General features: G+C 42.0%; 14 protein-coding genes. 4 read left to right on the top strand and 10 right to left on the bottom strand.

The features are described from left to right. Positions 1–5 precede the first annotated feature (5 nt). The 7 genes from ACFO6W_RS14640 to ACFO6W_RS14610 all read right to left on the bottom strand — a co-directional run bounded on the left by ACFO6W_RS14640 (position 6) and on the right by ACFO6W_RS14610 (position 13,199). Positions 6–1,586 carry a glycoside hydrolase gene (locus ACFO6W_RS14640; protein WP_379997681.1) on the bottom strand — a complete coding sequence of 527 codons (1,581 nt, stop codon included), beginning with the start codon at positions 1,584–1,586 and terminating at the stop codon, positions 6–8. A gap of 25 nt (positions 1,587–1,611) precedes the next feature. Then, positions 1,612–2,190 (bottom strand): SIS domain-containing protein, encoded by a 579-nt coding sequence (locus ACFO6W_RS14635; protein ID WP_379997679.1) that lies wholly within the window; start codon positions 2,188–2,190, stop codon positions 1,612–1,614. 10 nt (positions 2,191–2,200) lie between these two features. Then, the gene (locus tag ACFO6W_RS14630; protein ID WP_379997677.1) at positions 2,201–3,172 is read right to left on the bottom strand and encodes an ROK family protein; all 972 of its coding nucleotides are present in this window, start codon (positions 3,170–3,172) and stop codon (positions 2,201–2,203) included. Position 3,173: 1 nt separating this feature from the next. Then, the gene (locus tag ACFO6W_RS14625; protein WP_379997675.1) at positions 3,174–5,579 is read right to left on the bottom strand and encodes a glycoside hydrolase family 2 protein; all 2,406 of its coding nucleotides are present in this window, start codon (positions 5,577–5,579) and stop codon (positions 3,174–3,176) included. A gap of 13 nt (positions 5,580–5,592) precedes the next feature. Continuing rightward, positions 5,593–7,275, bottom strand: coding sequence for a RagB/SusD family nutrient uptake outer membrane protein (locus tag ACFO6W_RS14620; protein ID WP_379997673.1), 1,683 nt, complete (start codon positions 7,273–7,275; stop codon positions 5,593–5,595). Between the two features lie 13 nt (positions 7,276–7,288). Next, positions 7,289–10,435 (bottom strand): SusC/RagA family TonB-linked outer membrane protein, encoded by a 3,147-nt coding sequence (locus ACFO6W_RS14615; RefSeq protein WP_379997671.1) that lies wholly within the window; start codon positions 10,433–10,435, stop codon positions 7,289–7,291. Between the two features lie 109 nt (positions 10,436–10,544). Beyond that, complete coding sequence (locus ACFO6W_RS14610; RefSeq protein WP_379997669.1) at positions 10,545–13,199, bottom strand: family 78 glycoside hydrolase catalytic domain; 2,655 nt, start codon at positions 13,197–13,199, stop codon at positions 10,545–10,547. A gap of 901 nt (positions 13,200–14,100) precedes the next feature. Here ACFO6W_RS14610 and ACFO6W_RS14605 point away from each other — a divergent pair. Beyond that, on the top strand, positions 14,101–15,123 hold the full coding sequence (locus tag ACFO6W_RS14605; protein ID WP_379997667.1) for a LacI family DNA-binding transcriptional regulator: 1,023 nt from the start codon (positions 14,101–14,103) through the stop codon (positions 15,121–15,123). A 156-nt stretch (positions 15,124–15,279) separates the two neighbouring features. On the opposite strand, the gene ACFO6W_RS14600 is transcribed toward ACFO6W_RS14605, so the two are convergent. From ACFO6W_RS14600 to hisS, 3 genes are all read right to left on the bottom strand, one after another. Further along, positions 15,280–16,410: a fimbrial protein gene (locus ACFO6W_RS14600; protein WP_379997665.1), complete on the bottom strand. Its 1,131-nt coding sequence runs from the start codon at positions 16,408–16,410 to the stop codon at positions 15,280–15,282. 272 nt (positions 16,411–16,682) lie between these two features. Continuing rightward, a complete protein-coding gene (locus ACFO6W_RS14595; RefSeq protein WP_379997663.1) occupies positions 16,683–17,546 on the bottom strand; it encodes a helix-turn-helix domain-containing protein in 864 nt (287 codons plus the stop codon). Positions 17,547–17,861: 315 nt separating this feature from the next. After that, complete coding sequence (gene hisS, locus ACFO6W_RS14590) at positions 17,862–19,226, bottom strand: histidine--tRNA ligase (RefSeq protein WP_379997661.1); 1,365 nt, start codon at positions 19,224–19,226, stop codon at positions 17,862–17,864. Positions 19,227–19,709: 483 nt separating this feature from the next. Between hisS and ACFO6W_RS14585 the strand changes: the two genes are divergently transcribed. Genes ACFO6W_RS14585 through ACFO6W_RS14575 form a run of 3 tightly spaced genes read left to right on the top strand, consistent with a single transcriptional unit; the run spans position 19,710 to position 24,277 of the window. Further along, positions 19,710–22,784 (top strand): glycoside hydrolase family 3 N-terminal domain-containing protein, encoded by a 3,075-nt coding sequence (locus ACFO6W_RS14585; RefSeq protein ID WP_379997659.1) that lies wholly within the window; start codon positions 19,710–19,712, stop codon positions 22,782–22,784. Continuing rightward, positions 22,756–23,610, top strand: coding sequence for a hypothetical protein (locus ACFO6W_RS14580; RefSeq protein WP_379997657.1), 855 nt, complete (start codon positions 22,756–22,758; stop codon positions 23,608–23,610). Before ACFO6W_RS14585 ends, ACFO6W_RS14580 begins: the two co-directional genes overlap by 29 nt. After that, positions 23,600–24,277 carry a M15 family metallopeptidase gene (locus ACFO6W_RS14575; RefSeq protein WP_379997655.1) on the top strand — a complete coding sequence of 226 codons (678 nt, stop codon included), beginning with the start codon at positions 23,600–23,602 and terminating at the stop codon, positions 24,275–24,277. The genes ACFO6W_RS14580 and ACFO6W_RS14575 overlap by 11 nt, the downstream gene beginning before the upstream one ends. Positions 24,278–24,281 lie beyond the last annotated feature (4 nt).

The following is a 24,281-nucleotide window of genomic DNA, read 5'->3' as shown; positions in this document are numbered from 1 at the left end:
ATTGTTTATTTTTGAACTAATATTAATACACTGGAGCGCGGAATGCTGAGTGAAGCCCTGTCTTTAATATTTATAGTTTCCGAAGATTGTATGAGATCATCCCCGGCGGGAAGACTTCCTTCAATGTATTTGTATGCAGCATATTCTCCACTTGCCTGAGATTTGCTGTTTATGATTTCTACCGGTTTATTGTGTTCCGAACCATTGGCAAAAATATACACCCATTTGTTATTTTCATTCAGAATGGCCGTTCCGGCAACAAGGTCTTCGTTCAGATCCAACGGGAATACTTCCGCGTTCTTTTTGATAAAGCGGGTCAACATGCCATATGCATAATAATGCGGTCTGACCTCATAGTCTTCTGTTATAGCGTTATAAATTTCCGGGTCGGGTTCATAAGCTTTTTTTACATATTTCCACAGGCCGAGCTGCTGCATTTCCGAATAACTGCCGTTTCTGCTATAATATTGATCTATCAGCGACCAGTAGCTTACGCCTGCTGCGCTTCCGTTAAGCAGGTTGATGGCAATGCGGGTTAACAATACTCCCCGTTCGTATTTATCAATATCCAATTGACGGGAAGACCCCGAAGTCTGATTGGAGCCGAACTCACCGATGAAGTGTTTTTTTCCGTTCGACATGGCTACATTATTTTTTTCCCAGTTAACGATGTCTGCATTCGGCGTTGTATATCCGAATATATAAGTATGGGTGTTGAACAAATCCGCTTCTGTCTGTAGAGATTCTGCACATGATTTCAGGTAATTGGGGCTGCCGTCCGTATTATCGGACAGGTTAAACCGGACTTTATCCCGGACACCCATAGCCTTAAATTTTGCATCCAAAGCCTTTGCCATAGGAGCGTATTGATCGGGATGGCTGTCGGGCTCTCCCTGCCACATTGTTCTTCCGTAATTGGCTGTATGGCTGTCGGGCTCATTGAATGGAGTTATCGCTTTCACGCATGTAAAACCTTTTGTTTCGATCAGGTATTTGACCAATACCGAAAAGTTTTCTGCAAATTCTTCATATTTGTCAGTTCCGCATACCCAGGGTGCATTCGGCCTGCTGTCGCAAAGGAAATGCTTTCCGGTCGGTGTCCCTGCTATCAGATCCATGTTCACAGGACATCCCCATAAAACAAGTGTTACTTCTCCGTCGTTCTCCTGTGCCAGTTCCAGCACTTTGTACAATGACTGCATCTCCTGAGAGTCAAATGTGAATTTACTCATATCCGCAACATTGGGATCATCGTTGTCGTTCAGCGGTTCCCACCAATGAGGCTGTACCATTACGCGGAAGTTTTGGATACCCATTTTCTTTACGCGTTCTTTCACTATATTCCAATCTTCGGCTTTAGATCCGTCCTGCGGGCGGGTTAAGTTCTGAGAGAAGAAATGCGGGTCCAGCTCGACGCCCATTCCCACCAGTTTTACACCTGTCGATTCTTTCACTTCCACCGGATAAAAATTAGATGGAATGCTGTTATAGCCTTCATCTATATTCGAGCAGGCACTTGAAATAGTTACCATGCTTAAAGTCAAACCTATAAGGAAGGTCTGTTTAAAATATTTCAGTGTTTTCATTGATTATCTTTTTTATAAAATTCAGTTATTCAAGACTTAGTTGTTTTTCTATAGCTTGAATCAAAATATGTATAACCTGAATATGTATCTCCTGTACCCGGTCGGAATAATCGGCCTTCGGCGCGGCCACCACAACATCTCCCAAAGAAGAAAGACGATTATTGCCGGTAGAGGTCAGAACCAAAACTTTCATCTTTTTCAACCGGGCGCTTTCAGCGGCTTTTACGATATTGCCCGAGTTGCCGCTGGTACTGATCGCCAATAATACATCTCCTTCGTTCCCGACTCCTTCCACATAGCGGGAATATATTTCATCGAACGAAAAATCATTCCCTACACATGTTATGTATGCCGGGTCATTTATTGCAATGGCAGGCAGGGATGTTCTGTTTTTGCGGTAGCGTCCGGTCAGTTCTTCTGCAAAATGTGTGGCATCGCAGAGTGAGCCTCCGTTTCCGCAACTGATTATCTTATTTCCGTTCGCCAACGCTTCAGACAATAGTGCGGCAGCCCGTTCGATTGTTTCTATTGTTCCCGGACTATTCCAGAATATATCAGCTTCTTTCAGTATAGCTTCAGAGCTTTCTATTATCAGATCTTTCATAAAATTGTTTTTAATCGATTAAATTGGCAGCTATGGAAAGGGCTGCATAATCTCCGATATTTTCGCCAAGGGCAGACGGAACTATCTTACAAACTTCTCTTGCACCTTCCAGCGCTTCCTTTGATATTTGTTCCAGTGCATAAGGCTCCATCATATCCTTGTTGCGGGCATATATGCTGCCGATGGCAATAAGCTCGGGATTTAGAATATCTATTAAAATAGCCAGCCCTTTTCCCAAATAAGAAGCAGATGTTTCATACACTTTCAGCGCGAGTTTGTCTCCGGCATCGGCGGCTTCAGCAACCAGCTTGGCAGTTATCATATCTAAATCTTCACGGGACGGGCACCATGAAACATGGCCTCCCCGGTTCATTTCATCTTCTGCTATGCTACGGGCCAATTGAGCAATTCCGCCTCCACTGGCATATCCTTCAAGCGAACCTTCTTTTCCATATCCAACAGGCCCGTTTTCCGTCAAACGGATATGTCCTACTTCTCCGGCATTGTCGTTTGTCCCCGAATATAAAGAGCCATTAAGAATGATTCCCGCTCCAAGTCCTGTTCCGCATGTAAGAAAGATCATATTCTCGGTTCCTTTTCCCGCACCGAATTTCCATTCGGCTAATGCACATGCATTGGCGTCATTTTGTAATCCCGCTTTTATGCCAAGTTGGTCTTCGATGATTTTCACGATGGGGATACTGTCCCAGCCCGGCAGGTTGGGCGGAGACATAACCGTCCCGGATTTGCTGTCGAGTGGTCCGCCACAGCTAATGCCTATGGCGCGGACTTTATCAGCGGTGAGATTATAGCATGCCATCATTTTTTCTGCTTCGCTTATTATACTTCTTATAGTTTCTTCAACTACAGTAGTTTCAATTCTTATTTTATCTACTATCTGTAAATCGGAACCTATTCTTTTACCGTAAACGATGGCACATTTAGTGCCTCCTATATCAATTCCTAATAAATTATCTTCCATATCACTGCTTAATGTCAGGGTACAATCCTGTCTTTTTCAATAACTTCTTATATTCTTGCAAATTGAAAGGGGCTTCCCCATATAAATAATGGTTACTATATTCCTTTTGTCCTATTTTATATTTAATGAGGAGTATTCCTTGTCCTTTTTGGAGAGGTAATGAAGTTATTTTGTTCATACTATTTGCCGATACCTCAAAGTTTCCCGTATATATTTCTTTATTGGATGCGACGTCAATTACTACTACCTGCCCTTTTTGAGCATTGCGGGTATCATTGGTAACAATCAGGGGATAAGCGTTATCGACAGGGTCGTTTATGAGTACACAAAGGTCTGTCTGTGCGTTTTTAATAAAATAGTATGCCATCTTTTTCGAGTTGTAGTAATCTACAATGGCATCTGAAATTATTGGCCATCCGTCACGCAGATTCCACCAGATTATACCGGTTTTAGGGCTGAACTTCTGCCCGCGCCATAGCTCTACAAAAAATTTCATGGCTTCGGCCTGTACGGCTTGCGATGCGAAAGCGAAATCTTCGAGCTTAGTTGGTACTTCACCAAATAGCAGATTCACCTGATTGAGCATCAAATTATTGCGGTCGAAAGTTTTTCCCTGAGATGGAAAGCGGCGTGTCGATTTTGTAACCCATTCGTCATTCCATTCTTTGTTTTTAGTCCAGGGATACACGGCATCTTCAGTCATCATTTTGTTCAAGCTTTCTACGTTAGGACATCCGTGATAACCGATTTCGCTGACAAAGCAACAGCTGGCCTTCGTGTAATACGGATCTTTATAATAACCTCGTGGTCCCCATAAATGGTTTTCCGGCAACAATTCATCACCTCCTCCGTGTTCCCATACAGCTTGGCTGTAATAAGGAGAACTTGGCAGGTAGGGACGTGTCGGGTCAAACTCGTAGAGAACGCGGGCAATAACCTCACGGGTTATGACATCCTTATTCGGGTTGATATTCAGTGGTTGCAGCGTCCAGCGCATCGCCAGGTCATTTTCATTATTGCCCGACCAAAGGATCAGGGATGCATGATTGCGAAATTTGAGCACCACAGAAGTAACCTCCTGTTCGATCATTTTAGCGAAATCGTCTCGCTGCGGATAGAATGTACAACCCATCCCAAAATCCTGCCATACGAGGATTCCGTTCTCATCACAAAGGTTAAAAAAGCCGGTATCTTCGTAAACGTTCCCACCCCAACAGCGGATCATATTGCAATTGATATCCACGGCCATATCGATCATCATATTCAAATGTAATTTGTCCCTGCTATGCAACGCGTCCATCGGTACCCAGTTGGTTCCGTGAATGAATATCGGTTCATTATTTACTATGAAACGGAATTGTCCGGGTTTACCGGGAAGATTGATATCGTCCATATCCAGTTTCACGGTGCGGATTCCGATTCTGCAATTATTAGTATCCAACTCTTTACCATCCGGACCGATCAACTGTACACTGGCATCGTAGAGGGCAGCTTCACCGTAACCTCTGGGCCACCAGAAATCGACATTATTCAGTTCGAATATGTGGCGGAAAGCCGGAGTACTTACTGTCTGCGAATTTTGATATACGACTTTCCCTTTACGGCGGAGAGTGAATTGAGCTTTGACTTTATCAAATTTGTCGAAGGGCATGATTAGTTGCACATCAGTGAAAATACGTGCAGTGTGGGCTACTGTATCTATGCTGATGGTCATCCAGTTCACATCTTTCAGGCGGGTAGGATTCAGTACCCGAAGCTCAACATCGCGCCACAATCCGGCACTGACCAGACGGGGCATAATATCCCATCCGTACATGTGCGGAGCCTTTCGGATATAAACAGCCTCCTCGGCAGGAAAATTGCCGATGCTGAATGTGCCTAGTGTATATTTCTGGGCTTCCATAACCGCCGACCTGATTATAACCTGCAGAGTGTTTTCTCCGCTTTTCAGATGGTCGGTTATATCGAATTTGTGTTCGATCAACATATTTGCAGCTTCTCCCACTTTTTCCCCGTTCAGCCATATATCGGCCAGACAGTCTATTCCTCCGAAGAACAGTTCGAGCCGTTGACCGTTTTGTATTGATGGCGCCCCGAATGTTTTTGTGTAACACCACTGATAGTTTTCATATTTTCGCAGGGCATTCACATTACTTCCTATCATCGGGTCGGGAATCAATCCGGCAGCCATCAGGTCCAGTTCTACATTTCCCGGAACAGTCGCTTCTATCGTTCCCACCTGCATATCATTGATAGTTTGCGGAGTAACAATTGCTTCGGCCGGCTGTTCCCAGTACGAAAGCTGCCATTTCCCATTCAAAGGAATGTTGCCTGAAGAGGCTGCCATATTTCCCAGATATAGGATTGCGGTTAATAGGGTTAATAATCTGTATTTAATTATAGTCATAATTATTTTTTTCTTATTCACCCGGCTGTAGCATGGCATCGTTGCTGTTCCACCCCGGTGTTTGAGTCAAGACTCCATTCGACAATGTTATTTCGGCTTCCGGAATGGGAAGGAATCCTCCTGTCTCCGGACGGAATTTTATTTTATATGTGGCATTCTGGCTATTATTTTTCAAGGTTATGCCATTCATATCGTTGACAATGGTTTCTACGTCTCCCCATCTCAATATGTCGAGCCAGCGTATGCCTTCGAATGCAAGTTCGTATTTACGTTCGTTTTTGATATTTTCCAATGTTGCCGGAACAGTTGGAAGGTCTACACGTCCACGCACACGGTCCATATATACCTGCGCTTTGGAACCACCGAGTTCCGCGCCCATTAACAGGAGATCGGCAAAACGGATTAGTACAATATCCTGAGTGCTGTTGAACTGCGGATCGTTTGGCATATTCCACAGGATAGAGCTGTAGGATACAATATTTCCTTTATCGTCGTATACATTGACCGGCATATATTTTTTTGACCAATAGCCCGTTTCATTCCATTGATATGCTTGTCCCCATTTATACTTAGTGGTGGAGCCTTCGCCTTCGTGTGTCGCGTCCGAAACATCCAGAACCGAGCCTCTTTTCCGCACATCGCCATTAGGCCATTCATTGTAGAATTTGCTGTTGACAGGCCCTTTACCCCAACCTGAGCCAAAAGGCAATAAATCTTGGTTCCCTCTGAATCCGAAGTGCAGATTTACAGTGTTCCGGCGGTCGTAATTATTGCCCTGAGCGGCGGTTGAGCATTTGATAGCAAAAATAGTTTCATAATTGTCTCCGTTCTCGCCTATCCACTTCAGGTTATTGTCCGCCGCATATTTGTAATCGGACCTTGTTTTACCGGACATTACTATCGAATATGGCCATAAGTTTCTGAAGTCGGGAAGCAGGTCATGCCCACTGTTGGCAATACAATCATCCACCCAGCCTATTACCTGATCTTTTGTTATATCTCCCATCCGGGGTTGTTTGTAGTAATTGGTGTAGAACAAGAAAATACGGGCCATCAGAGCCTGAGCGGCCCAGCGTGTGGCTAATCCGTTTTCGGTTTTAGGTATATCCTGAAATTTAGTGGCGGGTAATATCTCGATTGCACGTTTCAAATCAGCTCCCATCTGCGCATATATATCTTCAGCCGATGCCCTTGGAAAGTTCACAGGCTCGGGGCTTGTGACTAATTGTACCGGTCCGAACATGGAACACAGACGGAAGTAGGTGAAAGCACGTAAGAAGAGTACCTGACCCTCTATTTTGTTTCTGGATTCGGGAGTTGGCCATTCTATATTGTCCAGAGAACTGAGTAATAAATTTGCCCTGTAAACCGAACGCCATGTGCATTCCCAGAGGTCGGTGTACATTGTTCTGGATGTCAGTTTAAACAGGTCGATAGCATGGGCCGTAAGGTCGTCTTTTCCTCCTCCCCCCAGCATATCGTCGGCCATGAGGTTTAGAACAATGAAGGAATGCTCGGTCTCACCACCCCCCACACGGGACCCGAAAGCGTTGTAGACACCCATCAGCGCGGTATATGCCTCGTCCGGAGTTTGGGGATAGTTTGATGAGTCTTTCTGTGTTAATTGATCTGTGTCCAGGAAATCGGAACAGCTAACTATAAAAACAGAAATTAATATTATAATTATCTTTTTCATTTTGCCTTAGATTTTAAAATTTGAGATTAAGACCAAATAAGAATGTACGGGAGTTCGGGTAGAATCCATGATCTATACCGCTCATCCATCCTGTAGGGCCGGCGCCTATTTCCGGGTCGAGCCCTGTATATTTTGTCCATGTAAACAGGTTTTGCCCTGTAAGATAAAGCCGTACTTGAGAAAAGATATTTTGTTTCTTTAGTAAGGTTGCGAAATCATAACCAATGGTAAGGTCGTTCAACCGTATATAATCCCCATCGTATAAATGAAGGTCGGAAACGATATTGGTATATGCCGATTGTCCCAGTCTTGGCCATTTGTTGGAAGTGCCTTCACCATGCCAGCGGTCCAGCGGGTCATGCTGACCTCCGTATATCTGGTTACCGTACACTCCTGAAAATGATGCCCGGAAATCGAATCCCCTCCATGCACCGCCGAATGAGAAAGAGAATATCCCGTCGGGGTTAGGGTCACCGATCAATACACGGTCTTCTTCGTTGATTTCGCCATCGTCATTCTGATTCACATATCTGACGTCACCCGGTACGGCATTCGGCATAACTAACTCTCCTTTCGAATTGCGATAAGCGTCGATCTCATCCTGATTCTGGAATATACCATCGGTTTTCAGTCCCCAGAAGTAGCCGATAGGATAACCTACCTGTGCCCGATAGAATTCGGGGCTCCACGTGCCGACAGTCCGTGCACTGCCGTGAATGATTCCTTCCTCGTTAGCAATGCGGGTTACCCGGTTTTTGTTATACGCCCAGTTGACGTTTATATCATAGCTGAAATCACTGATCTGATCTCTCCATACTACAGCTAATTCTACTCCTGTATTTCTTATATCTCCACCGTTTATATCGGGCGCATTGGCTCCGTATGAACCAAGTACAGGCGCTGCTACCAGCCAGTCTTTTGTCGTCTTGCGATACCAATCGAAGTTGAATGATAATCTGTTTTTCAGTAATAAGGCATCAAAGCCGATATTTAGCTGTTCCGAGGTTTCCCATGTAATATCGGGGTTGGGCAGATTGATAGGGTATGAAGCAATCGTATAACTGTTTTTATCCACTCCCGGATAATAATAGCTGTACTCTACACTTGAATAGTCACCTGTGTTTTGTCCGCCTACCCGCATTTTTGCTACATATTGGAATGGGGAGATTGCTTGATTTCCGTTCTGCCCCCAACTTGCTCTGAGTTTGAACATATTAAGATGCTTCTTAAATGGTTCCATGAACTTCTCGTTGCTTATAACCCAGCCGGCTGAAACTGAAGGGAAAAATCCCCAGCGTTTTCCCGGAGCGAAGTTTGAAGAACCATCCGAACGTGCAATAAGGGACAGCATATAGGTCTCTTTGAAGTCGTAATTGATACGTCCGAAATATGAAAGTAATGCCGACCTACTCCAAGGCGAACCGCCCAGACGTGTCGAGGTTTCGCTTACTTTAGGTGTGTTTACAAGATAGGCATATTTGAATCCTTCGAAAATGGAGTTGGTATTAAATCCGGAAACACTTGTTCCCAACCCTCCTTTTTCTGCGCTCGTACCAGCTAATACATCGAAGTTATGTTTGTTTTCATCCAGTGAGAATTTATAGTTCAGGGTATTCTCGAACGTCATGCGGCTAAAACCCAGTGATATATCCTGACTTACTTTTGTTTCCTGGCTTGTATATTCGGGAGCCAGATTATATTGAGGTATATAAGACCGGCTTTCTTCACCATCCATCGTTAAACCGAAATTTGAGCGGAATACTAGATTCTTAATTGGTTCGATTGTTATAAATGCATTTGTATTTAACTGGTAATTCTTTTTGGTATTGTTACTGTTATAAACCAGATATGCAATCGGGTTAGGAGCATATGGGGCATATGCGATAGGTCCATGATAATTTCCATTGTCGTCATATATAGGCATAAAGGGGCTTCCTCCCATTATCATACCCAACGCGCCCAATCCTTCGGTAGATCTTCCGCTTAACGACCCGTCTTTGTTGGCATACACAAAATTGATTGTTTCTCCCATGCGTACGATGTCCCGTCCGTTTGCGGAAAAAAGAGTCTGGTCTGCATTCAGGCGAAAAGTATATCTATCCTGTTTTGTTTGTACAGGCTTGCCAAGAGTACCTTCCTGTGATGAATATGAGAAGCTGGTAAAATAGGACGATTTTTTACTTCCTCCCGATATTGTTATAGAGTGGTTTTGCGAGAATGCATTTTTGTTCTTTATCTCTTTGTACCAGTTGGTACCTTTCCATTCCCCCGATAGTATTTTGTCCCAGTGGGGAACCATCTGGGAAAAATTGATTCCGTACCCGTAAGTGTTTTTCGAATACTCATCATCCAGCATTGCCTGTGTGGTGGCATCGCTGTACCATTTATAGTCAGGAGCATTCGAAAAGCCCAGATATGTATCGTAAGCGATGCGCACTTTGTCTTCGCCTTCTCCGCGGTGTGTGGTTATCAGTACTACACCATTGGCTGCACGCGCTCCATAGATTGCAGCGGATGCCGCGTCTTTCAATACATCTATAGATTTGATATCCGCAGGATTTATATTTGATATATTTCCGGGTACACCATCTACGATGTAGAGCGGATCGGCGTTTCCGATTGTTCCCATCCCCCGGATATAAACTTTGTATGAAGATCCGGGTTCTCCGGATGTCTTGGTTATCTGCATACCCGGAGACATACTTTGCAAGGCTGTCAGTGGATTAGGCGTATGCAATTCTTTTATTCTGTTCCCGTCTACCTGTAATGTCGCACCTGTTACCAGTTTCTTCTTTTGGGTCGCATATCCGATAACAACGACTTCATCCAGCAGCGAGGTATTTTCTTCTAAAACTATTTGATATTCTTTTTCAGTTCCAATCCGTACTGTCTTGGAATTGAAACCTATATAAGATATAGTGAGCGTTTCACCTGGTTGTGCGGCAATAGTAAACAGTCCATCAAGGTCTGTAACGGTCCCTGCCTTTGTTATACTGTTTATTATTGTTGCACCAATAATAGGTTCCCCTTTTTTGTCAAAAACGGAACCTTTTATATTGCCATTTGTCGATATATTTTGAGCATGTACAATGTTTATAAACAAAAGGGACATAAACATTACCAAAAATACCTTTCGATAACAATTAAGCTTGTTTTTCATTGATGAAGATTATTTAATTTATTTTTTACTGATGTAAATTGCCTTTAATATTTTTGCATTCAGGTTACTTATACTTTCATATCCTTACCTCCTTTCATTTATTTATTTCTTAAAATTTGAACGTATGTTTGCCTCCTTCAACAGAAATCTTCTTATCCATGACTTCGATTGTGGCAGTAGTGTTGATAGGAATCTCTACTTCAAGCCGGACTTTACTTCCCTCCCGTTTCCATTCGGACCGGATAAGTCCTTTGACGGAATTATATTCTCCTTTCACCCAGTCCAACCCTTCGACAAAGTGAGGCCGGATAAGTATGTGTTTGAATCCGGGGCTGTCCGGGTCATAGTTTATGCCTGCCAATACATTGTACATCCAGGCATTAATATCTCCCAAAAACATATGGTTGATAGACGCGTCCCTGAATTCGGGGGACAGAGTCCATGTCTCGGGCATTGTATTGAATCCTTTTTTTATCCAGGCTCCCCATGATGGTTCATCTTCTTTAGAAGCCATTTGGCAGGCCATATCCGCATATCCGTATTTTGATAGCATTCTCAGTACGGTTTTGCTTCCTAATACACCGAAGTCGAGATATCCGTTGTTTTCTTTTACTATCCTGTACAAGTTGTCCGCTACGTTCTGTTCCAGTCCATCGGGTACTATTCCCAGATAAAGGGCTACAGCCAGCGACGTCTGTGATCCGTTGGCATAGATGTTTTTCTGCGAATCGAAGTATTTCTTGTTTATCAATTGTTTCAGCCTATCGGCTTTTTCTTTATAGGCCGACCCGTCACGTCCCAGTATATCAGCAAATCTGGACATATAAAGATTATCCAGGTAATAGTAACACGATGTCGTATATTCAGTCGGCGTTTGGGTTTTGTATGGTACCCAGTCTCCGATTCCATAAGTGACACAGCCGTCTTTGTCTTCACGGGCTGCCAGATATGCCAGATACTTCTGGCATGTGTCATATACTCTGCTTATACTTTGTTTGTCTCCGTAATAGTCGTATAGAGCCATTGGGACAATGAACATGGCCGCGTCCCACACCGGGCCGATCCAGTCGTCATATCCCCAACCTGAGCTTGGGATAATTCCGGAGATGCGTCCTTCCGGAGTCTGATTGTCTATTAAATCTTCGATCCATTTTTCATAAAAACGGATACCGTCGAAATTCAATAATCCGAGATCCATTGTGATATGGGCATCTGCTGTCCACCCGTTCTTCTCCCGTTGAGGACAATCTGTCGGGATACTCATTATATTTGATAAATACGACCTGTTTGCAGCTTCCCATATCCGGTTCAGTAAGTCGTTGGAGCAGCTGAAGTGTCCGGCTTTTTTCAGGTCGGAATGGAAGTTAAGCGCTGTTATATTCGTTTTATCGAGTTTTACCGGACGGTCTGAACGTACCTCCACATACTGAAATCCTTTGTATGAGAACTTAGGAGTGAAAACATGCTCCCTGCCATCAAGAATAAGGACATCTGTCTGGAAAGCCAGTCCCGGAAGCGGTTTGTAGTAGATGTCGAGATTCCGCATTTCTATACGCCCGTCAGGCTTCAGGAGTTCACCATATTGCAATTCAATTCTTGTATCTTTCTCCCCTTCTACTTTCAGTTGGCATACACCTGTCATATTCACTCCAAAATCATACACAAACACAGTGTCGCCAAAAGACTTTACCGATATTGGTTGTATATCCTTTACTTTTCTTATTACGGGTTCTGTTTCAGCAACCAGGCGCTCTGACGGAGCCTTCATTATTTTTGCCTGTGGCCACGCAGAGTCGTTGAATACAGGTTTGTCCCATCCGTCGATCTCTTTATTTGCGTCGTAGGTGTCTCCGCTATAAATATTGTTTTGCATATAAGGTCCTGACGGGGAAACTTTCCATGTGGAGTCAGATACTATGACATCTTTTGTATTGTCTGTATAAGTAATATGTAATTCACAGATCATGGAAGCGCGATTGCGCCAACGCGCTTGTTCGAAACTCCATGTTGCAACCGGGGCAAACGCATTGTAGAATCCATTGCCCAGAACGCATGTTATGGCGTTCTTGTCGGATTGTAGCAGTGAGGTTACATCATAAGTGTTGTACAGGTTGCGTTTGTTATAATGCGTGTACCCCGGTGCCAGAAATACGGATGTATCGACAGGCTTTCCATTGATCGATACGTCATAGTATCCTGCTGCACTAATATATAATCCGGCCTTTTCTATTTGTTTATTGATGTTTGCCTCAAAAGATTTCCGCAACATGGGCGCCCGCGGGTTATCTATAGCTTCGTTGTCCGATATCCATTTTGCCTGCCAGTCTGAAGACTGCATGAAGGCTGTTTCAAACTGAGCTATAGGTGATATTATTTCCTCTTTGTTTTCCTTGTCCCATGCTATAACTTTCCAGTAATAAGTGGTACTTGGTTCGAGCCTGCAACCGGAGTCTGTAGTGATAAAAGATTCTCCGGTACTGACTACTTCCGAACGCCATACGTTACCGGAAGCCTTGTCAGAAAGGGCATCCGGACTTTTAGAAACAAGGAGTCGTATGCTTCCCTGCTTGAAATCGTGGCCGGAAATTGTTTTGTAGTTCCATGTAAATCGAGGGGCAGCGGCGTCAATCCCTATAGGGTTGTACATATATTCACACCTTAAATTGTCTATTTCTACCTTTTTGCTTTGGCATGATTGTAGAGCAAGAATTAAAAGGAGACTTGCCGGCAATAAAACTGCTGCGGTTGATTTGGGTTTAAACATAGTCATTGTTATTTTATAGATTATCAACTTTAACGGTTCAGTAATAAGATCAAAAAAAGAAAGTTTCATTTTCTAATTGTCCGCAAAAGTGAGGAATCCTGACTAAGAAACTGTTTCAATGTTATTAAATTATGGTTTTATCGTGCTTTCACGTGTATTATACTTTTGGCATCTTTAGATTATATAATTAAAATATTCAGTTATGCCCCCCCTCCTTAACATTGCTTGCCACGAGTGGATTGCACTTTTTCTTTCTTTCTCAAATGAATTTTTCTATATAAATAGTCAGCATATGGCTTTATACCTTTATTCCACATGCTTTAAATGTAACTTAAACGGTTAAATAATGCAAATTTAATTCTTATTTTAATAAATCCAATAGTAAGGTTGAATTTCTTTTATAATTAACTTTTGTTAAAAATAAAACAGTCTCTTTGTATAAATCTAAAATTAGCTATAAGTATTTGATATACATATTATATGGCTAAGTAAAATGTAAGATGCGTTTGTATTGATAAGCACCGGACTCGAGTCAATCATCTCTTGTAATAGAAAAAATGGAGAATTTAATTTTAACGAGAAAGTAAAATAATCTACATTTGCAGAAATATAAATCGAATATTATATTTGTAATAACGAAAATAGAATTAATATTCTGTTATATGCCTTGAAGAAGGGCTGGAAATATTGATAACTATATGCAGGAAGAATTTAAGGTAAAGAATCGGTCGAGGCTACTATGTCTGCAAACTTGATAAAAAAGAACCGGATGATGGAGACCAGGCGGGTAATAATGATAACTCATTGCTATATTTAAATATCTAATTTACTTGCATATCGTTTGAAATAATCCAATATTTAATCGTTTAATAAAATAAAAATATTTATTTGGGTATAGGATATGAAAACCAGGGCATCCCTCAAGGATATAGCAGAAAAACTGAATTTGTCTAAAACCACAGTTTCATGGGTGTTAAACGGGCAAGCAGAAAAGAAAGGCATCAGTAAAAATACGCAAGAGGTCGTACTGAACTGCGCTAAAGAGATGAATTATCAGCCGAACTTAATTGCCCGGAGCCTCAACTTGGGTCAGACTAAGACTATTGGTCTTATTCTTCCTTCTATATCGGATTTCTTCTATTCTTCTGTAGCCAGAGAAATAGAAAATCAGGCCAACCAACATGGATATTCTCTTATGATAGCGAGTTCTGAATCTGATTTTAATAAAGAAGAGCTTGTAATACAGATGTTTAAGTCTAAAGGGGTAGATGGGATTATCATAGCTCCGACAAAACGGTCGAAGGTTGAGATTGAGCGCCTTGTATCGGAGAAATTCCCTTTGGTTACATTCGACCGCTATTTTCCTGAATTACAAACAAGTTATATTATCATTGATAATAAAGAAAGCAGCTATAAATTAACTAAGCATCTTATAAGCAAAGGTTGTAAAAATATTGCGCTTATTACAACCAACCCGCACCTTACCACAATGGGCGAAAGGAATGAGGGGTATAAACAAGCGTTGTTAGATTCCGGGATCAAGTTTAATTCTACATTGGTAGGAAATGTGGAGTACGAAGATTACGAGAATAAGATTGTAAAGATATTGGATAATATGTTTGAAAAAGTACCGGATATAGATGGCTTTTTCTTTACCACACATATTCTAGCATTGGAAGCTTTTCTTTATTTTAATAATAGGGGGATTGATTTTAACCGGCAATTTCAACTGGCGTGTATTCATGGAGTATCTTTATTTAAAATATTGGCTCCCAAGATCAATATTGCAAAAATGCCGGTTGCCGATATCGGTAAGAATGCGGTGGATATCTTACTCGGAGAGATTCGTTTGAGAAATAAACAGTTGGGAGAAAAAGGACAATACAAGATCGTTTTACCTTGCACTCTTTATTTAAATAATTAGGTTAATTGATATTATAGACGGAACTGAATTCTTTTTTTGGAGTCCGATGCTATCGGACTATTACAATCTATACATTCTTGTGTCTATTATAAAATGAATACTAACCCAATACAAGCCGGCATTGAGTTAGTATCTGATATTGGATGAGTAAATATTTTATTCAAATACTCTGGTCTGTGAGATAGTCAATGCCCAGGGTGCGACTGTAACCTGCACATTTAGGGATGAAGGCGCGTCGGAACTGAAAGGATTGCTTGTGCCTAAGCCTTTTACAATAGTTTTGATATTGTATGTATTGTTCCGTTTTACATACTGGTGGTGGTCCGAGGCACCGGATATAGTGGAATTAGTCCCTTCCAGGTTTATAATTACCGGAAAGTATGTGTATCCGTTAGCATCTACACGTCCAGGTATATTATTGATGTATTTGTTGCTTTGCTTAACTTTGGCTCTCAATACGATCATTGTAGGATATATTTTGCTTTCTACCGGTTGATTTTCGTAAAGATAGAAGTATGTACTATTATTTGATGCAGGTGAAGTTAAGAAGTTCTCAGCACCGGATAATATTGTGCTTGTTGAAGGGTATAAGTCTCCATTTCCCGAAAATCCCTGATAGTAATCGACAGGTGAAGATGATAATAGGGGATTGGTAACATTTGAATTTCGAACCGCATTCAGGATGAAAGCTGTAGGCTCTTCAAAAGTATATTCGGAACTTTGCCACTGCATATCCTCTATTTTCACCCTTGCAGCCAATCTGCTAAGGACGAATGTATGAGGTTCCAGAGAAGTTCCATCGGATGGGCTTGTAGAATAACCGATGTAATTTTTACCCGGAAGAACGGAGATTTCAATCACATCTGTTGACATTGTCAGTTGGCCGTTTTCTTTCTCATTTTTAAGATCTGATGTTATTTTCTGCAGTTCGCCAAGAGTCTTTACTGATGATACATCTCCCGCGTAGTTAGCCAGAACGAATACTTTCTTGGACCCACTTGTTACAGCGATGTTGTCCAGCTTGGTTATACTGTTGCTTTGGCTTGTAAGGCTTTTCAGAGCTTCTAGTGTCCCGTCGGCATTAAAGACGAATGCATCCAGTTTGAGTACTTTATCTTCTTGAGTAGGATTGCCTGAAGCTTTTGTTTGTGGTGTTCCTGAAATTTGTAAACTTATACTTGCTTTTTGTCCTGCGACTACAGGTACATCGCTTTTTTCTATTTTATCGCATGACACAGTGAATAGTGCAATAATAATTGCAAATAGGAATAGTCTTTTTGAATTCATTTTTAGTAGGTTTAATAGATACTTTTTTGATTTTCCTTGTGAGTTTTGAGACAATGACTTTCCAGAGATGAATGGCCGGTTCTTCTCTATTCCTTTTATTAACGGATTCGGAAAATGTTCTCTTTTATGATTTGTAAAGAGGGTTACAGTTTGTCCGCAAAAATCAATACGCTTACATTTACATTACGTCACAAAAGTAATGCGAATACTTATGCCCCATAATAAGAAAAAGGGACAAAATATCTATTAAAAGGGACAAAGATGAAAAATATCTATTTGCTTAGTAACTTTGTCATTAAGTTATGCTTGTCGCAGAACTGGAGAAGCTCTGCCATATTGGAGAAATGGAATTCAGACAGAATATTGTCTATCGATACGGTTTGATGGGCCAGGTAATATTCCAGTCCTTTCACTTTCTGAAGGACAATCCATTTATGAGGCGTGGTCCCGAATTCTGACTTGAATTTTCTCGTAAATGTTTTGGTAGTCATAAAGCAATTCTTAGCCAGGCTTTTTACCGTGCTGTTATGTGTGTAATTAGTTAGTACGCCTATCCTGAAATGATTCTGGCTAAGCAGCACCGGGGAGAAGAATGCCGCAAGAGTCTGCTTGTCATATAATGTACGCATCAGGAAGACGAACTCTTTTTTCTTGATATCATATACATACTTTGAGAATATCTTATTTCGTCTGTAATAGATAATTCCAGACAAGAAATAACGTAAGGTCTTTTTTATAAGTAATTTATTTAATTCTACCGGGTCCGGGGCGTATAGTGATACGATCTGATTCAGTAAAACCTGATCGATAAACGGCAGAAGGTTATCGGACTTTAACTCTATATATATGGTGCTTTCTTTGGTCGTACTTTTATACGGGCCGAATACTTTGGATATGAAGAACATGCTGTTATCATCGAATAGCTTATGCTCAGAATCGTCTTTTTGAATCAGTATCTTACCTTTCATAACGAAGATGATACTGTTTTCCCCGGGTATGCCTATCGTAAATTCCGTGCCATTATCTATATAGTGTACCTTAAATGAGTCGTCTTTTTCTAAAGGTAAAATATAATTTTGCTGAGAATTCTCATATTCGGTCAAGGCCTTTTCAATATTAGGAGTTCGTATGGTCATATATGTAAATTGAACGTATTTATTTCTTTAACAATCAATAAATATGGAATGTTCTGGCCCGGGAATGGGTTCGCAGGTAATTTCTGCCTTATTTGTGATATGTGTAGTGGGTTATGTGCTGATTATTAGTGATATATGAGTTTGTGCCGCCTCTTGTTCAGGCTTGTCTGTTATCTCCCATATCTTTAAATCTGGCACTGAAACTCTTTTCCTTTCGATAGTGAGACCAGTGGAGGAATAGACAAAATTATCCGGATTCTTAATTTAAAAATCCGGATAACTATCTAAATCGTAAATTTTACCGTCAACTTTTTCTTATATCCGGGATATGCTTAATATACATTCCTCAAGGCTCAATGAATCTTGTTCTCCGGTCATCATATTTTTGAGCGTTATTTTGCCTTCGTTCATTTCGTTTTCCCCGATAATGGCTACATAAGGGATTTTATTGGAATCGGCGTACGACATCTGCTTCTTCATCTTGGACTGCTCCGGATAAATCTCTGTAGATATATTTGCCCTGCGCATTTTAGTGATAAGAGGCAATATATAAGCTTCCTCCTTTTCCCCGAAGTTAACAAAGAGTACCTGCGTATTTTGGATTGAATCTTTCGGATACAGATCCAGTTGGTTCAATACATCGAAGATGCGGTCTGCGCCGAAAGAAAAACCTACGCCGGATACACCGGGCAGTCCGAATATACCGGTCAGGTTGTCGTAACGTCCTCCGCCTGTGATGCTTCCTATCTGTACATCCAGCGCCTTTACTTCTATGATCGCACCCGTATAATAATTTAATCCGCGGGCAAGGGTCAGGTCCAGTTCCAACTGGGAGCGGGTTCCTACGACCTTTAGCTTATTCAGGATAAATCCGAGTTCTTCGACACCTTTTATGCCTGTCTCTGAATCCTTGAGTACTGTTTTTAGTGTGTCAAGTTTTTCTTCATTACTACCCTGCAGCAAGATAATCGGTTGAAGCTGCTCGATGGCTTTTTGTGGGATGCCTTTCGATGCCAGTTCTTCATTTACCTTTTCCAGACCGATTTTGTCCAGTTTATCTATGGCAACTGTAATATCTGTGATCTTATCCGACTCACCTATTATTTCGGCTATGCCCGACAGTATTTTGCGGTTATTCAACTTTATACATACCCTGATGCCAAAGCGGTTGAATACTTCATCTATAATTTGTATCAGCTCCACTTCATTGATAAGCGAATCAGAACCGATAATGTCGGCATCGCACTGGAAAAATTCGCGGTAACGCCCTTTTTGCGGCCGGTCGGCGCGCCATACAGGCTGTATCTGATAACGCCTGAAAGGAAAAGTTATCTCGTTGCGGTGCATAACCACATAGCGGGCAAAGGGTACGGTAAGGTCGTAACGGAGTCCTTTCTCACTCAGTCTGGTTGCAAGACGGTTTACGTTTCTTTCCGACAATTCTTCGTCAGAAATATCTTTCAGGTAATCGCCGGAGTTCAGTATCTTAAACAAAAGCTTGTCGCCCTCTTCACCATATTTACCCAGTAATGTAGACAGGTTCTCCATTGCCGGGGTTTCTATCTGACGGAAACCATATAGTTTAAATACTTCGCGGATGGTATCGAAGATATAGTTGCGTTTCGCCATTTCTTCCGGCGAAAAATCTCTTGTTCCTTTTGGAATAGAAGGTTGTGACATAGCTTTATTGTTGATATGTATTATTAGGTTGCAAAGATAGGATTTTTTTAGTAATCAGTCATGCATCAGGATAAACGGGATTTTGTTTTTTCGAAAGAAGTTTATCTATATAATAAGCTGTTAGCTCTTTGACGTATTGATTAAAGCGGTTACGAGTTTGCCTCGCCTTCGCTTCGGCGAATGTTATTTCTGCGCCCTGCGGGCAGTTACGAGTTACAAGTTGTTAACTACTCTCTGACGAGATGCTTCGTTTCTCTCAGCATGACAAACCACGATACTGTTTACTGTTAACTGACGCAAGTGTTACCTTTTTTCCTATTGAGTGTAGATTTAGAATTTTTCTTTGTCAATCATTGTCCGGTAATATTCTACTTGTTAATCTATGTTTAATTAATGGGGTTAAATCTTTCCGTAAAGCATATTCGTTATATTTTTGTATATAGGTTGCGGTTACCTGCAAAATACCTTTAGACGAGAAAAAGAATGAAAGTCAAATACATAACAGCACTGGCTGTATCATTTACAGTTTTTTGCTCATTCGGACCGGTCACCGAAAATAAAAAAAAGACCCCGACACTTTACAAAACAGCCGACACTGTAAAGATGAACAGGTGGGTAGATTCTGTATATAACCAAATGTCGCAGGAAGAGCGTGTAGGGCAATTGTTCATGCCCGTCGTTGCAGGCGATAATACTGATGCAAACAGGAGTAGGATGCTCTCATTGGTGAACGACCAGCATGTGGGAGGCATTCTCTTTTCGAAAGGTACTCCCGTCAATCAGGCGGAGTTGACCAATCAGGCACAAGGTAGTGCGAGAATCCCCCTTATGATTTCTCTCGACGGAGAATGGGGATTATCCATGCGCTTGTCCAATACAACCCGTTTTCCCCGGAATATGATGCTGGGTGCTATACAAAACGATTCCCTGCTTTACTATTACGGGTTGGAAGTTGCCCGTCAGTGCAGATTGATGGGTATTCATGTGAATTTTGCTCCGGCTATGGATGTAAACAGTAATCCGGCAAATCCGGTTATAGGCAATCGCTCGTTTGGGGAAGATCCAGCCAATGTATCTAAACTTGGAGTGATGTATGCTAAAGGATTGGAGGCCGGAGGAGTAATGGCGGTAGCGAAGCACTTTCCGGGGCATGGCGATACCTCCACCGATTCTCATAAAGTGCTGCCTTTGATAACACATGACAAAGATCGGCTGGAAGATGTAGAATTTAAGCCGTTCAGGGAGTATATACGGAACGGCCTTTCGGGAATGATGATTGCCCACCTGAATATTCCGGCTCTGGATGACAGGAAGCAGCCGAGTTCTTTGTCGGAATCGATAGTTACCGGCCTGCTTCAGGATGAACTCGGTTTCACCGGACTAATATTTACCGACGGGTTACAGATGAAAGGGGTTTCCGGCGAAGAAAATTACTGTGTAAGGGCATTGCAGGCAGGAAATGATATATTAGTAGGGCCGCTGAACCCGGTAAAGGATTATGAATCCGTAAAAAAAGCCGTGGAAGATAAAGTTCTCAGTGAGGATCTAATAGCAGCCAGGTGTAAAAAGGTTTTGGCCTATAAATATATTTTAGGTGTGAAAGATACCAGGCCTATAGATACAAACGGTCTGGTGCAACATTTGAATACATCTCATGGCGAATGGATCAACCGGGAGTTGCACAAGGGTGCTGTTACATTGTTGAGAGATGATCGGAAGATCATCCCCCTGAAAGAACTGGATAAGCGAAAGATTGCGGCTGTTTCGATCGGGGAACGGGCGGATAATACCTTTCACAATACATTGAAGCTATACGCGGATGTAACTTGTTTTAGTGTAGCCAATGGTGACGAGCTATTAAGGCTGAAGGATAAATTAGCGTCATTCAATACACTTATCGTGTCCGTTTATAATAACAGGGGGAACGCTAATGCTGCGATCCAGTCTGTGGGCCAGGGAAAAGAGACGATTATGGCTTTCTTTGTCGTGCCTTACCGTATGTCTTCTTATACTGCCTCAGTCAAAGCCGCCGATGGAGTTGTCCTTGCTTATGAAAACTCTGATCTGGCTCAGGATTATACAGCCCAGGCGATATTTGGCGGGAATAAAGTCGATGGTAAAATACCTGTCACGGTAAAAGGACTGTTTAAAGAAGGGAAGGGTATCGATATAAAAAAGACCAGGCTTAGTTATGATATGCCTGAAGCTGCCGGGATCTCTTCCGGGCGTTTTAATAAAATAGATACAATAGTACAGGAAGGGATAAAGGCGCAGGCCTACCCCGGTTGTCAGATACTGATAGTTAAAGACGGTATCGTGATATATAGCCGCTCGTTCGGTTCGTTTGAATATAACGGTAACCGGAAGGTGACAAATGATGATATTTACGATTTGGCATCTATGACCAAGGCGACAGCTACGGTTCCGGCTATTATGAAACTATATGACGAATCGAAGATAAAGCTGAGTACGCCGGTCAGTACCTATGTGCCTGCGCTGAAAGGGACGGATAAATCACAGATAACCATTCGTCAGGCTTTGTTGCACGAGACAGGTCTTACTTCTTTCATTCCGTACTATATGGATGCCATCGACCAATCGAGTTACGATGGTAAGTTGTTCAACAGAAGTGAGACCAGGCTTTATTCCGCGTTGTTCGATACCAATACATGGGCGCGTACAGATTATAAATATAAACCGAACCTGGTATCCACATCCGAAAAAGCAGGCTTTGTCCCTCTGGCAGACGGATTGTTTATAAATAAGGCTTATAACGATACGATTATAGCGGCTATAGCCGCCTCTAAATTAAGGCCGAGGAAAACCTATTTGTATAGCTGCCTCAATTTTATGTTATTGAAGGAAGTGGTGGAAAAAGTGTCGAAGGAAGACTTGGATTCTTTTGTTCAGGATAATTTTTTTAGCAGGCTGGGGGCTGTTACATCGACCTACATTCCCCTCTGGAAATTCGACAAGAGCCGTATTGTCCCTACCGAACAAGATGATTTTCTTCGTAAGCAGTTAATTCAGGGGTATGTACACGATGAGGGAGCTGCTTTTATGGGAGGTATTTCGGGAAATGCAGGACTGTTTTCCAATGCAAATGATCTGGCTAAGTTATATCAGATGTGGCTCAATAAGGGAGAATATGGCGGGGAAGAATATTTATCGGAAAAAACCTGGCAGCTATTCACCAGGACCAAAAGTGCTACTTCGCGCCGGGGATTAGGCTTTGATAAGCCCGAAATGCGGACAAACAAATCGAGTCCTGCATCGGCAAGTGCGCCGGCAAGTGTATATGGACATACGGGATTCACGGGAACTTGTTTCTGGATAGACCCCGATAATGATTTAATTTTCATATTTTTGTCTAACAGAATAAATGACAAGCGTACACATAAACAGCTTATGAGCATGAATATCCGCCAACACATACAGGAGGAGATGTACAGGGCAATAAGGAAAGTCGGTAGCTTGTCCGAACTGACGGAATCAACTAACATAAATACTAATACTAATATTGACACTGATGACGATGACCAGACTGACGCTGAATGATGAGGTAAAACCTTTTTTCGAAACGGATGATAAAGAAATATGGGACTTAATCATTGAAAATAGAATTGATGATTTATTAGCCGCCTTACCCCGTGAAGAGGATAATGAATTAGACACGATAATAAAAGAATTATTACCGGCAGGCAAAAGTGAAACGTTAGAAACATATGACTTTATAAAAATAGGAGAAGGTAAGAACGCTCTTTTCAGGGATTTGGTACGCTTGGTGTTTGCTTTGGATATAAACGGGAACTTCGAAGAAGTCCGTCTTGGGCTGGTTGACAGGATGTTTGATGTTATACCCGCTATGGTTGAGCAGATTCAGAAGGAGTCGGCCGGATATCCAATGAGGAGGGTAGATGAAACCATTCTGGTAGAAGGTTCCACATTGCGGGCTGCCCTGATGAGTTTTGTTTACTATTATCGGCAGAAGGATGATACGGAAGCCCTGCATTTTGTAATCGTAATGCGTTCCAAAATCACGCTGGCCATTATGAGCAACTACAAAAATGTGCTGGGGCATGACATGATTGAATCGGCGCAAATAAAGGAGAAAGTAGGCGAGCGGGACGCAGCACTGAGTTTTTATAATCTGGTGAAGGAGAATCTTAAAGGAGAATTGCACTGGTTTGTAGAAAGTCCCGAAATGGGTGCCAACGAAGACGATACTGTCATGTTGCGCTCTCTACGCGAGGCGTATGCCTCTATCGACAAATTGAAGGGGACATCTGAATTTGAAAAAGTATGTGCTGTGATAGATGAAGTATTGAGCAGGGAATACGAGGAATTCGATTTTGACGATGAAGAAGAGGAGGATGACGAATAGGATAATATATCTCCTTTTATTCCTTTGCCCGCTATGGCTCTATGCACAAGGGCAAAGGGGTGTTTCCGTACTCGAAAAATATTTACAGACAAAAGAACTTGTAAATATTCACACGTTGGATACTTCAATCCGTGCGGACCTAAAGTATGCGACAACAGATAACTTTACAAAAACAATTCTCTACGATACCTTGTTTAATGTGTATGTGCATCCCGTTGCGGCAGCCAAATTGGTTAAAGCGCAGAAGTACCTGAAGGTGCTTCGTCCCGGTTTAAGTTTATTGGTTTATGATGCCGTCCGCCCATTAAGTGTACAGAAGAAAATGTACAAAGTTGTACAAGGTACGAAGTATGCTGCTTATGTGGCGAATCCGACACGCACAGGATTACATAACTACGGAATGGCTGTAGACCTGACTATCTGTGACAAAAACGGTAAACCTCTCGATATGGGAACTCCTTTCGATTTTTTCGGGCGTGCTGCCGGAATAAATAAGGAAACAGAACTGGTAGAACAGGGTGTATTGACCGGGCAGCAGGTAGAAAACAGAAAGTTGCTGCGCAAGGTAATGACACAAGCGGGTTTTTTGACTATAAGGGGCGAGTGGTGGCATTTCAATGCCGTATCGCTTGCCGAAGCCAAGCAATTATACAACGTAATAGAATAGCGGT

The sequence above is a fragment of the Dysgonomonas termitidis genome (assembly GCF_042654545.1).
Lineage (GTDB): Bacteria > Bacteroidota > Bacteroidia > Bacteroidales > Dysgonomonadaceae > Dysgonomonas > Dysgonomonas termitidis.
Note: the sequence above shows the minus strand (reverse complement) of the source record. Positions and strands in the feature narration are given on the sequence as shown.

Coding starts and splice junctions, on each gene's coding strand:
- ACFO6W_RS14575 (WP_379997655.1), top strand. CDS start 23,600: ATGACGAATAGGATAATATATCTCCTTTTATTCCTTTGCCCGCTATGG.
- ACFO6W_RS14600 (WP_379997665.1), bottom strand. CDS start 16,410: ATGAATTCAAAAAGACTATTCCTATTTGCAATTATTATTGCACTATTC.
- ACFO6W_RS14605 (WP_379997667.1), top strand. CDS start 14,101: ATGAAAACCAGGGCATCCCTCAAGGATATAGCAGAAAAACTGAATTTG.
- ACFO6W_RS14625 (WP_379997675.1), bottom strand. CDS start 5,579: ATGACTATAATTAAATACAGATTATTAACCCTATTAACCGCAATCCTA.
- ACFO6W_RS14640 (WP_379997681.1), bottom strand. CDS start 1,586: ATGAAAACACTGAAATATTTTAAACAGACCTTCCTTATAGGTTTGACT.
- hisS (WP_379997661.1), bottom strand. CDS start 19,226: ATGTCACAACCTTCTATTCCAAAAGGAACAAGAGATTTTTCGCCGGAA.
- ACFO6W_RS14635 (WP_379997679.1), bottom strand. CDS start 2,190: ATGAAAGATCTGATAATAGAAAGCTCTGAAGCTATACTGAAAGAAGCT.
- ACFO6W_RS14585 (WP_379997659.1), top strand. CDS start 19,710: ATGAAAGTCAAATACATAACAGCACTGGCTGTATCATTTACAGTTTTT.
- ACFO6W_RS14630 (WP_379997677.1), bottom strand. CDS start 3,172: ATGGAAGATAATTTATTAGGAATTGATATAGGAGGCACTAAATGTGCC.
- ACFO6W_RS14595 (WP_379997663.1), bottom strand. CDS start 17,546: ATGACCATACGAACTCCTAATATTGAAAAGGCCTTGACCGAATATGAG.
- ACFO6W_RS14615 (WP_379997671.1), bottom strand. CDS start 10,435: ATGAAAAACAAGCTTAATTGTTATCGAAAGGTATTTTTGGTAATGTTT.
- ACFO6W_RS14610 (WP_379997669.1), bottom strand. CDS start 13,199: ATGTTTAAACCCAAATCAACCGCAGCAGTTTTATTGCCGGCAAGTCTC.
- ACFO6W_RS14580 (WP_379997657.1), top strand. CDS start 22,756: ATGACGATGACCAGACTGACGCTGAATGATGAGGTAAAACCTTTTTTC.
- ACFO6W_RS14620 (WP_379997673.1), bottom strand. CDS start 7,275: ATGAAAAAGATAATTATAATATTAATTTCTGTTTTTATAGTTAGCTGT.